This window comes from uncultured Cyclobacterium sp. (genome assembly GCF_963976465.1).
Taxonomy (GTDB): domain Bacteria; phylum Bacteroidota; class Bacteroidia; order Cytophagales; family Cyclobacteriaceae; genus Cyclobacterium.
Genome location: NZ_CAXBOC010000106.1, coordinates 1 through 12,678, shown reverse-complemented (window position 1 = coordinate 12,678; position 12,678 = coordinate 1). Strand labels below are relative to the sequence as shown.

Genomic DNA, 12,678 nt, shown 5'->3' with positions numbered 1-12,678 from the left:
TGTACCCGTCACGATCAACTACCATTTTGTCTTAGAAGCCCCAAGTTTAATCAAGGAGCATTTGGATTATACAGGACAGGAAAGGTATTATAGTGAATCGGATGAGTTTTCTACCTCCTACAAAATTTCTAAGTTTTTGGTGAAATTTTTTACTAAGGGGTCAGATATATCTGTTTCCATAGGTAAAGCCATGGATATTTTAGGTAATTATGTGGATTCAGAGGGGAACAGCAGAGATGAGCATGGGAGAAGTATCGATTGTAAGGATTATTTTATGCTGGATGGGAAAGTAAATGTGGATTTGCAACGCGAGGAAGAGTATAGTAAGAAATTAGGTACGCGAATTGTTGAAGAATTCCACAAAATAAACAGGGTTTTTAGCAGTCATATAGTTGCATTTACCGCATTCCGATTGCTGAAAAAAGAAAACAATAAATTGGACCTTTTTAGTTTGCTTAGGCTTCCGGAAGAGGACCTTTCTTTACCTTATAACACCTTCAAAGAGGCTTGTTCTCGGGTTTTGGAGAGAATCAAGCAGCTGAGAGAGGAGGGTGCAGTGCACATGGCGCCTCACTTAAATGCCGACTTGGAAGAAATCATTCAGCACGGTTTGCGAAATGTGGGTATGTACCATGCAAAGAGACCTCTAAGGAAGAACGAGGAGGGGGATATTGTTACTGAAGATATAAGTTTATTGTACTATTACCATAACAGACTTGATGGATATGAATTGGAAAAAATCATCTGAAAATAAACCGGTAGGCGTTATTGGAATCGGTAGTTTCGGAACGGCAATTTCTAATTTGTTGGCTGAAAAAAACAATGTTTTGGTTTATGCCAGAGACGAGGCGGTGGTGAAAGCCATTAATGAGACCCACATGGTAAAAAACAGGAAATTAGCTGAAAGTGTTCGCGCGACCACTGACCCGGAGATGATTTGTGATTCCTGCGATGTCATGTTTCCAATGGTACCTTCTGCAGCTTTCCGAGAAGTGATGATAAGGTTTGCCCCTTTTCTTCATCCATACCATTTTTTAATCCATGGCACCAAAGGACTTTCACTTAGTCTTCCGGAGGGTAAAGATTTGGGCAATATCAAAAAAATCAGGCGAAAGAATATTTCGACCATGAGTGAGGTGATTTTGGAAGAGACTGTGGTGGAAAGAATAGGGTGTTTGGCCGGGCCAAATCTGGCCAAAGAACTCTTGGAAAACCAGCCGGGAGCCACCGTAATTGCAAGTAGATACAATGAGGTGATTAGGGAAGGACAGCGACTTTTGCGTTCTGATAATTTTCAAGTTTACGGGAATTCAGACATTGTAGGGGTAGAACTATCAGGAGTTTTAAAGAATATTATAGCGATTGCTTCAGGTGCTTTGTCAGGTCTAGGATTGGGAGATAATGCCAAAGGGCTTTTAATTTCTAGAGGTATGGTGGAATTGGTTTATCTAGGTAAAGCTATGGGAGGAAGCACCCAATCATTTTTAGGGCTAGCAGGTGTGGGTGATTTAGTTACAACTTGTAATTCCACTCTTTCAAGAAACTATACCTTAGGCTATCGATTGGCCAAAGGAGAAAAGCTTACAGATATTGTGGCAGATATGGAGGAGGTTGCGGAAGGTGTCAATACTGTGAAATTGATAAATTTATTCCTGGAATCTACCGATCTGAGGGCCCCCATCGCAGAAAACCTTCACAAAGTTTTATTTGAGGATTTAAAAGTAGAAGATGCACTGCAAAACCTAATGAAAATCCCGATCTATACGGATATTGATTTTTTTAATTAAAACCTTTCACCATATCATAGATGAGAATTGGTTAATTCTTTTGACTATATTTGTTTAAAGACAGCAAGCTGTTTTCTACATGATCCTCCCTTTAAATAAACTTAGGATGAGTATTCGATTGAGTTTTTATTTGTTTTTTGTGGTGCTTGCTTTTGGAATTTCATGTTCGGAAAAAGAGCAAGCGTCTTTTAGTTTTGTGCAATTGTGTGACACTCAATTAGGTATGGGAGGCTATGCTCATGACCAAGAAACTTTTAGGCAGGCGGTTAAACAAATCAATGAAATTAACCCTGATTTTGCTGTAATATGTGGTGACTTGGTTCACAATGCATGCGACAGTTCTTATGCTGATTTTTTAGAAATCATGGAAGGTTTTAACGTGCCTTGCCATGTGGCTCCCGGAAATCATGATGTAGGCAATGTGCCCAATGATAGTACTTTAAGCTATTATAGAAGAACCATTGGAAAGGACTATTTCGATTTTGAAAACAAAGGCTATTCATTCCTTATTACCAATACCCAACTATGGAAAGAAGATGTAGCCGACGAATCACAAAAACATAATCAATGGGTTGTTGAGACTTTGGAAGCCCAAAAATCCAAAAATGCCCCCGTTATCGTGGTTGGTCATTATCCCTTGTTTTTGGAGCGACCGGATGAGGAAGAAGAATATTTTAATATACCTCCTACAAAACGAACAGAGATATTGGATTCATTCAAAAAGAATGGTGTAGTAGCCTATTTATCCGGACATACCCATGAGTTGGTGGTTAATCAATATGAAAACATTCAATTTGTCAGTGGAGAAACCACAAGCAAAAATTTTGACAAGAGGCCTTATGGATTTCGAGTTTGGGAAGTTTCCAAGGATTCTCTCCAGCATCATTTTGTCCCACTAACTGATATAGATCAATAAGGTTTTAGTGCTGGTAAGGGTTTGGTTGAGGGAGATTTATTAAGGTAAGACCATATAATTCCACTAAAAGAGTTAAAAAAAAGCCCTATGAGCCAACCGAGGTACAATCCATTTTTGACCATTGAAATCGACCATCCCTATTTTAATGGAGGGAATAAAGCTCCGATTTCAATTTCACCAACTATAAAAACCACTCATTTTTTTTCCCGGTATGGATTATTGATGAAACAAGCGCAAGGAACGATTGTACTATTTGCGCCATCTACCGTCCCTTTGGTAGGGTTATTTGAAAAGGTTGTCCATGATGTTGAGATGCATTCTTTAGATTTTGAGATGAGACCAGAAGATCCATTTTATAGTAATTATACGAATTTACCGAAGCCTTCCTATGTGTGTTCAATTTATTCAACCGCAAGAACTTTGGATCAAATTGAACATGAGTCTATTGACCTTTTTCCGGAGTTTAAAGCTGTTCAAAGTTTTGACAGTATAGGCAAAATTCACATCGAGTTAATAGTCCTGATTAGGATTTTGAAAACGAATAAGGCTGCAAAGTTTATTCCCAAAATGGAAGCGCGTTCAACCCTTTGGCAGTATAATATAATCACACGAATCGCTTTCAATGAATTGGCCATTGTAAGCGATTCGGATGTCCAGTTTTCAGAACCAACTGAAGTTTTATTACAAGACGGGGTGAAAGCCTGCCAATTCGCTAGTAAGGTGTTGATTCCCTGTAGGGCTATTCCTGAATATTCATTTAGATTATCACAAAATGGAAGCCTAGTAATTAACGAGTTGCCAAGTCCATCCTTGGGATCAATTGAAATCAGGTTATTAGATTCAGTACCGATTGCTTATTCTCCTATTTTTGTTTATTTGTAGTAGGTTCACGCGTTTATTAGCTACCAAATGATTTATAGTTTCCTCCTATAGGTGGGGCGTCCTTTTACTCACCTTCTTCTAAGCCTAGAATAAATGCGGCTTCTTTGGAAATTCTATCCAGCGTACTTTTCTTGATATATTTTCTTTGGTCGGTTTGTTGGACTTGGTCTCTTTTACAAAAATAACTATGAATGGCCCTTCTTGGCTGGGTGCTATGATTAGTGGTGCCACCATGCCAAGTATGGGAATTGAAGATAACAACAGACCCGGCTTCAGCTACAATGATTTTTTCATCGGGATGTGAATCCATCGGGTCATTCATGACTTCTGCAGGCAATGTAGGTTTCAAATGAGTTCCCGGAACTACTCTTGTTGCGCCATTTTCTATATAAAAATCATCTAATAGCCAAATTGAATTACAAACCATAAATTCCTGGTTTTGAATAGACTCAGGCCAGTCTACGTGAAGCTTCTGTAAGCCTGCGCCCGGAAGTGCAGCCCTGTAATTGAGTGAGGAAAGTTTAAATTGCTCTCCAAGCACCAGTCTGATTGCTGCCATAACTTTAGGATGGGTATAAAAAATATCAAAAGCCGCTCCTTTATTGACTAAATCGCCAAGTCTGCTTGCTCCGGATTCTTTGGGATGTTTTATACTGGGAGATTGCATTAATTCAGCTCCTGCATTATCACCTTCTTCTTCCAGAATTTCATTGACTCGATTTCTTACGACTTGAAGGCTGGCATTGTCCAGTAGTTTCCCTAGGTTGAGGTAGCCGTTTTCCCTTAAAAAGTCTTGTTCTTCTTGGCTCAACAAGTTAGAAGAGACGCCCATTTTTTGGAGGATATTTTTCATGGTTATATGGGTTTGTTTTTTTTGTTTGCTACAAATATTATCCGGCTTATTCAAGCTTTTCCAATCGCTTTAATAATGGAGGGTGAGAATAATGGATAAAAACATATACAGGGTGAGGATCTATATCAGAAAGTGTTTTGACGGAAAGGGTTTTCAAGGCTGTGGCTAATGGCGGACCACTGAAAGTGGTTTTTGCAAAATCATCTGCCTCAAATTCATTCTTTCTGCTTAAATAGTTCATGCCTATGCCAATAATCAAAGATATTGGCGAAAATAACATGGTGAAGCCAATGATATTAAGATGAATCGCCATTTGGTTTGCCCCAAGGGCCATGCTTAATGGTTCACTGAAAATAAAAAGTGAAAGTATATAAAGCAACAGTCCTGTTTGAAGGACTCCTGCAAGCATTCCGGTTTTTATATGCCCTTTTTTGTAGTGTCCAATTTCGTGAGCCAAAACAGCAACCAGCTCTTCCTGTGAATGTTGATCGATCAACGTGTCATACAATACCACTTTTTTACTTTTGCCAAAGCCTGAAAAAAAGGCATTGGCTTTTGATGAGCGTTTACTCCCATCCATCACAAATACATTCTTTAAAGAAAAACCAACGGATTGGGCGTAACTGGTAATGGTTTCTTTGAACTCGCCTTCCTCCAAAGGAGTCAATTTATTAAACAAAGGCAGGATGAGTCCGGTATAAAATAAATTGGCCAATAACATAAAGAGGGCGGTTACAATCCAGAAAATCCACCAGAAATCCTGCCCCAACTCCAAGATTAACCACAATAAAAGAAAAAGTAAGGGGCCACCAATAATGATGGAAAGGAGGTATCCCTTTACCTTATCCATAAAAAACGTTTTTACTGTACTCTTATTGAACCCAAAGTCATTCTCTATTTTGAAAGTTTGGTAATAATCGAATGGAAGAGAGAGAAGGTCTGATCCGATAAAGACTATGGCAAAATAGGTCAATGTAAGGGCCATTGGAGATTGAAGGTATTGCCTCAACCAGTCATCCAACCAGCCAAACAAACCAAAAACAATCAAAAGAAATGTCAAGAAAAATGAAAAAGTGTCGGAAAACAATCCGAAATTATATTTGGTACGCTGGTAGGCTTTGCTTTCTTTTAGTTTCTCTCTATCCAAGTAACCATCTAGATTTGCCGGGATAGTTGTTGTATTTCTATTTACATTGAGGTAGTCAATGATTTTTTCAAAGATAAAATTAAAGCTTATAACGAGCAGTAGGAGGTATTTGATAGTCTCTTGATCCATTCGGTAAAATTATTAAAATTTTGGACATGGAAGAATCGTATCTCTTTTTCTAGGTGCACCGGGGTTTTTTGGTGGGAAGATATAAGAAAGGCTCACTTCGTGCGCACCTCCGGATTGAATACCTAGTTTGGAAACTGTATAATCAAAACTGTACCCCATGTTTAGTCCGGAGGGTAAATTGAAACCAAGCATCAATACGATAGCATCTCTATTGCTCTGTTTTTCTACCGGTTTGTATGGAAGTCCTCTGTACCATAATCCAAGTACAACCGGCTCTAAATAAAGGTATCCACCTAGGTCTAGTTGCTCAAAAGGTCCTTGGCGTTTGTAATTGATGGTGGGGGTGAAGTACCTTTCTCTGTAAGTGTGTGTAAAATCATTACGTGGTGCCCCTCTTCCCAAAGATATCCGGTACCCGGTATGGATGGAATACTTAATAGGAAGTCGGCTAATATTTTCATCCAGAAAACTTTGGTTGGGGCGATTGACATGATGCGTGGAGAGTCCGAACCAAAAATTGTCAGTAAATAGCAAGCCGCCAAATGAGGCAGAAAATAAACCTATAGGGTCTCCTAAGCCTACAATATCATTTCCTGGTAGAATTGGTCCAAATGGATCCGAAGGGTTTATTTGATTGGCAAAGACCAGATTTTCATAGAATCCAATATCTCTGCGGATATAACTCGCTTGAAAACCTGGCTTAAAATAAAGATTATCTCCTAATTTGAGTTCATAGGACAAGATCCCGGAAATAGTTGTGGATTGCAAGCCTGAAACTCCTTCGGTATCATTGGTGACCAAAAATCCAACGCCAACATTGTACTCTTCCAGAAAAGCATCTCCATAAGCGGAAAAAGTTGAAAAGTTAGCATTCATTCCAGGCCATTGATTTCGGTAATTTACACCTACTCTCGTGGCCAGCTCAGCACCTGCAAAGGCAGGGTTTAAATAAAGAGGAGCAGCATAGTATTGGCTGTATTGGGGGTCCTGGCTATAGGCGTTAAATCCGAAGACCATAAGGACAAGCGTTAAAAAAACTGTATTTATTTGTGTTTGAAACAAAGATTTATTCGTTTATTGAATACCAAACAGTTTATCAACGTATAGCTATTAAAAACTGTATGCAAAGTTGTGTCTAATTTATGAATTCTAATCATTTTAAATGCATATTTAATTTATTTATTAAAGTTATACCTTTGATATGGTGTTTGGGTTTCCCAATAAGCTCGGATGCTCAAAGCTATAACAACAATGAATGGATTTTTGGATATTGTGAAGGAGGAGACAATAATTACATCTCTTTTGGTAAGGATGGTAAGGCCAATGTTGAAAGCCTTTCAGAAAATATAACCTTTGGTAAGGCCAATTCGGCAATGGCCATAGATCCGATTTCCGGAGAAATACTATTCTATACAGATGGGGCTTTGGTTTACAATTATTTAAACGATGCCATGCAAGGAGTAGTGGGGGAATTGGGTGGTGTAGAAACAGCCAAACAGTCCGTGGCCATATCAGCTTTGGATTATGATGTCGACCCCAATGGAGCCAAAGATTTTTATATTTTTTATATCAGTGCTGATGGCCAGTTGCAATACAGTTTGGTGGACATGAATGATCAGGGAGGAGCTCCGGCAAATCAACCTCCAGCAGGGGCGGTTAGCCAAGGGGGAAGCATTGGGAATGCTCAAGGTGCTATTTTAACAGTAAAATCAGGTAGTTCTCCGGACTATATCATCAGTTATGATGATGGGAATTTAACAGCAAAACGGCTTGAAGACCAAGAAGGCCAGTTTACAGATACGGATACTTTGTCTTTGTCCTCAGCACCTCAAAACATGATATTTGATGAGGAAAGTGGAATATTGTACATCGTTTCCGACATTGTCGGAGAGGATATTTTGTCCATTCCTTTCGATCCCGATACTGGCACTTTTGGGGCGTCTGAAACTTTGCAGGGAACAGGGGGAGCTGAATTAGTAACAGGGCTGGAAGTCTCCCCGGAAGGAGATTTCCTGTATTATGCGCAAGGGGATGACTTGATGAGGTTTTTTATTAGCGATGAAGAAATAGACCCGGAAATTCCGGAAAGCCAAATCCCTTCCGATACGTCAGTTGCCATGCCTCTTGAAGCTGAAATATTTAAAATTTATGATGTCAAGGTAGGGCCAGATGGGCAACTTTATTATATATATGAAGAAGTAGAAGGAGGTCCTCAGTATGTCGGCAGAGTTTCCAATCCGGATGAATGGACATTGGTAGGCTTGGGTATAGAAGAGCTACCATTTAACGGAAGTGATTTTTGTGGTACAGTATTTCCCCAATTCTCACCCAATATTGATTTGGGGCCAACGGTTGATTTTACATGGCAACCCGAAATGCCTTGCATGAATACCTCCATTCAATTGACAAGTGAAGTGACCCCTTTGAATTATCGACCAGTAAGTTTTGAGTGGGAGATTTTACCCCCGCTTACTGATGAGAACGGAGATGAGATTGAAATGGATCTAACTGTTGAGCATTTGTTATTGCCTCAAGAGGCTACAGCAGAGCAACAAGTAACAGTTAGCTTAACTGTCACCTATGCCAATGGGGAAACCGGGAATGTCACCAAAAGTATACCATTAACAGAAAACAATTTAACTGCCCAATTTAGCCCTTCTGATACTACCTTATGTGAACCTTCTTGTATTGATTTAATGCCGTTAATTGAAGCACAGAGTGAAAGTGAGGATGGCGGCCAAGGTGGGCAACAAGGAGGAGGATTAGGTGGAGGTACAGTAGGCCAGGGACAAAGTGGTCAGAATTATGAATATTTTTGGTCCAATAAGCGGGATGAAGGCTGGGGGCCCGAAGCTCCGAATGAGGTTTGTGAACCGGGATATTATTGGGTATTGGTAAGGGAACAAGGATCCAATTGTTATGCTTATGCAGGAATTAGGATCAAAATATGGGATGTAGAAGATCAAAGCAATAATATTTGGTATTTTGGAGATGGTGCAGGTTTGGATTTTAACAGAGATCCGGATGATCCGGATGCTCCTACCCCTCGTCCTATAGAAACTCCACATCCACAGGATATTCCTGCAGGAGTTACCACGGTATCAGACCAAACAGGACAGGTGTTGTTTTATACAGACGGACAAACAGTCTGGGACTTAAATGGCGACCCTATGCAGAATGGGGAAGACATAGGTGGAGACAACCTTTCGAGTAGCAGTGTCCTTGCCGTGCCAATTGCGGCAGATGAGACCATGTATTATTTATTTACCACCCAATTGGGAGCCGGAGGGCAAAATGAAGTGAAGTACTCACTTGTAGATATTAAAGGAGATAACCCTGAGGGGATAGGGAATGTTGTTACCAAAGACAATTTGTTGTTTAGTCCCAGTACTCAACATTCGGCAGCGTTTAATTCAGGAGACACCATTTGGGTGGCTTTCCATGAGCAAGGGAACAACACCTTCAGATTGTACCCGGTCAGCGAAGAAGGGATAGGACAGCCGGTGTTGAACTCAGTAGGAAGTAATTTTGACTTTGGAAATGGTGTAGGGACAATGAAATTCTCAAATGATGGCAGCAAGGTGGCAGTGACATTTCAAGTTGGAGGGGAGAATAAAGTTGAAATCTTTGATTTTGATCAAGAAACTGGAGAGATGACCACCTATGCCCAACTGGATATGGGCTCAGAAGGAGACATATATGGATTGGAGTTTTCGGATGATTCCAACAGGATATTTGTGTCCTATACCGATGGAGGGCCAGGGATAGAAGAGTATTTTATTCAGAGCCTCGAGGAAACCGATAACAGTGATCCGGAAAATCCGGTGACTACCGTGTGTCCGGACTGCTTTGAAGATGCCGGAAGTCAAGAGGAAATTCAAACTTGTATACTGTCGAGTAAAGAAGTGATTAATGATACAGAGAGTCTTTCTTTGGGCGCACTTCAAATGGGGCCTGATGGGCAAATTTATGCTGTAGTGGTTGGATCAAATCAGATTGGGCAAGTGCAAGTAGGGAGTAGTTGTAATCCGTCCACTTTTACCCAGTCAGGAGTGGAAGCCATGCCAGGAACCAGCAATTTGGGCTTGCCGTCTTTTGTGCAAAATTCGGGTAGCTCCATTCCTGATCCTGCACTGGATGGTCCGGATAGGCTATGTTTGAGCAATGATGTTGGTGCCTTAGGAGAATTTGAAGCAGGAGGGGAGCCAGATATTGATATTTACAATTGGACCATATTCAATGAGGAAGGGGAGGTTGTGGATGAATTCTTAAATGGAGGGGAGGACCTACAAGCGTTAGAATATTTCTTTCAAGAAGTCGGTATATATACTGTTCAATTACAGGTAGACCGATGTGGGACACCTTGGGAAGAAGTGTTCAGACATGAGGTGGAAGTTGTTCCTTCCCCTGTAATTACCCTGCCTGATGAAATATCACTTTGTGGCGAGGAGATATCATTGGTAGCTGTTGACCCTGATGATCCCAGATTGGATGAATATTTGTTCAGGTGGGTAAATGCAGCTGGAGAAGTAGTTGGCAATAGCAATGAATTGCTAGTGACAGAAGAGAGCATTTACACCGTTTTTGTAGCCTACGATATACCGGAAGACTATGAGGGGGATGAGGAATACCAAACCTGTCCTGCCAGTCAATCGGTTTTTGTTGGCCCACCTTTTGACTTTACAATTGAGCAGTCATCAGCTACAGTATGTTATGGCGATTCAGTCCGTTTTTCGCCGGATACACCCGTGTCCGGACTTTGGTCAATCCGTTTGGGAACCAATGGTGAATATTCGGAAATCGGCGAAACTCAGGAGTTAACTTTAAGCACCGCTGACCTTGATGGGCCGGGAGCTTATGAGTTACTATTCCAGACAGCTGATCCGCTAAACAGTGATTGTTTGGTTGAAAGAACAGCCACTTTACAAGTAACCGGATTGCCTGAATTTTCTTTAACAGAAATAGAACCTTCAGAAAGCTGTACGGTGACCAGCGGAAGCATAGTAGTGGAGGCGAATTCTCCATTGGATAGTTTGGTATTGGAAGAAACAAATCAAGTCTTTGCAGAAGTACAAGAAAATGCCCAAATAACATTTGATGGCTTGGCGCCAGGAACATATACTTTAACAGGCTATACTGGTACTTGTGAAAACACCCTTTCAGCGGTTGTGGAAAACAATAGCCCACCCGATGATGTCACTTTCACGGTGTCTACCTTACCCGAGTCATGTAGTGATGTCGGACCTCAGGATGGTGCCATTGTTATTGTTTTTGATGGAGAGCCTGTTTCCGGTGAATACTCGATAACCAATGTGGAAACAGGAGAAGAAGTAACGGCTACTTTTACAGATCAGACCAGCATGAATATTCTTCTTCCTGCCGGAACCTATATAGTGGAAGTTTCTAATGAATTGGGTTGTGTGGTTCCTGCTCCGGGTACTTATGATATTGCATCGGGAGAAGAAGAAATTTCATTAAGCAGTCCCGGGTTTTGTGGAGGCGTGCTTACTTCAGAAGTTTCATTGGACAATGAAATTTCCGCTACAGATCGAATTGAATGGTACAGGGTAGTGGGCGCTACTAAGAATTTGATCGCCGGTGAGGAAAACCCTGTATTAATTGTTAGAAACCCCGGAACTTATGAGGTTCGACTGCTCAATGAAGCTGGCTGTCTATTAGGTACTGAACAAATTACCATCAATCAATCTGATGCTTTACCCCCGGTATTGTCACCAAATTATATTATTTGCGCTGCATCAAATGATTTGGTTACACTCGATGTGGGAGTTTGGGACACTTATGAATGGAGCAAGGATGGGGCTTTGGTAAGTACCACACCTACATTTACACCTACAGAAGAGGGAGACTATGAATTGTTTGTAGTTGATTCAGAAGGATGTGATTATACCATTGAATTTAGAATTACGGAGGTTTGTGAAGTGAATGTGACTTATCCCAATGCCATAAGACCAGGTGATCCGGACAGAAATTTCCTGATTTATACTACCGGGGATATTGACATGCTTTCTGTTTTAATTTACAATCGCTGGGGTGAATTGATTTATTTCTGCGAGCAAGAAAATATTTCAGAAAACCTTTCTATCTGCGCTTGGGATGGCATGGTAGACGGTAGAAAAGTGCCTTCGGGAACATATCCGGTGATTGTTAAGTTTACCAATGAACAACAAAATATTAATAAAGTAAAAAGAGACGCAATTGTCGTAATTGAATAGTATATGATAGTATTGATTTCCCCTGCCAAAACCCTTGATTACAACCCCACAGCTATTTCTATCAAAAGTCAGCCTGTGTTTAAAAAAGAAATTGCAGAACTGGTTTCAATTATGAAAAAAAAATCCGGCAAAGCGATTCAAGATTTAATGGGAGTAAGTGAAAACTTGGCAGACTTAAATGTAGAGCGGTATAAGCAATTCTCAGATGTTTTCAATGAAGAAAATGCCAAACAGGCGCTGTTAGCTTTCAAAGGAGATGTGTATACCCACATAGATGTGGCGTCCTTTTCTGAAGAAGATTTTTCCTTTGCCCAAGAACATTTAAGGATTTTATCCGGGCTTTATGGACTATTGAGGCCCATGGATATGATTCAGCCCTACAGGTTAGAAATGGGGGTAAAATTAAAAAACAAACGAGGTAAAAACCTCTATGAATTTTGGGGGGATAAAATTACCAAGGCACTTAATGAAATTGCAGATGAGCAACCTGTAATTAATCTTGCCTCCAAAGAATACTTTAAAGCAGTAAAAAAGAAAGCCTTAAAATCTCAGCTGGTAAGTCCGGTATTTAAGGAATATAAAAACGGTTCTTATAAGAACATTGGCATTTTCTCTAAACAGGCAAGAGGCTTAATGACAGATTTTATCATTAAAAATAAAGTAGAAGATCCTGAAATGCTGAAAACCTTTAATGAAGGAAAGTATGAGTATTCAGAAAGTAAAAGTAGCTC

8 protein-coding genes and 1 pseudogene are annotated in these 12,678 nt (G+C 40.3%); 6 read left to right on the top strand and 3 right to left on the bottom strand.

Annotation, left to right across the window (positions count from 1 at the left end; all coding sequences use genetic code 11):
• The 4 genes and pseudogenes from AAC037_RS08130 to AAC037_RS08115 form a co-directional block, all read left to right on the top strand.
• Window positions 1-748, top strand: a pseudogene (locus AAC037_RS08130) (glycerol-3-phosphate acyltransferase); the annotation flags it as partial.
• Window positions 726-1,787: an NAD(P)H-dependent glycerol-3-phosphate dehydrogenase gene (locus tag AAC037_RS08125; RefSeq protein ID WP_339902512.1), complete on the top strand. Its 1,062-nt coding sequence runs from the start codon at window positions 726-728 to the stop codon at window positions 1,785-1,787. The pseudogene AAC037_RS08130 and the gene AAC037_RS08125, both read left to right, overlap by 23 nt.
• 106 nt (window positions 1,788-1,893) lie before the next feature.
• Window positions 1,894-2,703 (top strand): metallophosphoesterase, encoded by an 810-nt coding sequence (locus AAC037_RS08120; protein WP_339902511.1) that lies wholly within the window; start codon window positions 1,894-1,896, stop codon window positions 2,701-2,703.
• A gap of 87 nt (window positions 2,704-2,790) precedes the next feature.
• Entirely contained in the window at window positions 2,791-3,585 is a 795-nt protein-coding gene (locus tag AAC037_RS08115) for a hypothetical protein (protein WP_339902510.1), read from the top strand.
• Window positions 3,586-3,649: 64 nt separating this feature from the next.
• Here AAC037_RS08115 and AAC037_RS08110 read toward each other — a convergent pair whose 3' ends face one another.
• From AAC037_RS08110 to AAC037_RS08100, 3 genes are read right to left on the bottom strand one after another with little or no spacing between them, the layout of a single operon-like run.
• A complete protein-coding gene (locus AAC037_RS08110; RefSeq protein ID WP_339902509.1) occupies window positions 3,650-4,438 on the bottom strand; it encodes a phytanoyl-CoA dioxygenase family protein in 789 nt (262 codons plus the stop codon).
• Between the two features lie 46 nt (window positions 4,439-4,484).
• Window positions 4,485-5,714, bottom strand: coding sequence for a M48 family metallopeptidase (locus AAC037_RS08105; protein WP_339902508.1), 1,230 nt, complete (start codon window positions 5,712-5,714; stop codon window positions 4,485-4,487).
• A 12-nt stretch (window positions 5,715-5,726) separates the two neighbouring features.
• Window positions 5,727-6,776 carry a type IX secretion system membrane protein PorP/SprF gene (locus AAC037_RS08100; RefSeq protein ID WP_339902507.1) on the bottom strand — a complete coding sequence of 350 codons (1,050 nt, stop codon included), beginning with the start codon at window positions 6,774-6,776 and terminating at the stop codon, window positions 5,727-5,729.
• A gap of 146 nt (window positions 6,777-6,922) precedes the next feature.
• On the opposite strand from AAC037_RS08100, the gene AAC037_RS08095 reads away from it, so the two are divergent.
• Window positions 6,923-11,947, top strand: coding sequence for a gliding motility-associated C-terminal domain-containing protein (locus AAC037_RS08095; RefSeq protein WP_339902506.1), 5,025 nt, complete (start codon window positions 6,923-6,925; stop codon window positions 11,945-11,947).
• Between the two features lie 3 nt (window positions 11,948-11,950).
• Window positions 11,951-12,678: peroxide stress protein YaaA (gene yaaA, locus AAC037_RS08090; protein WP_339902505.1), on the top strand; the 728-nt coding region annotated here is incomplete at its 3' end.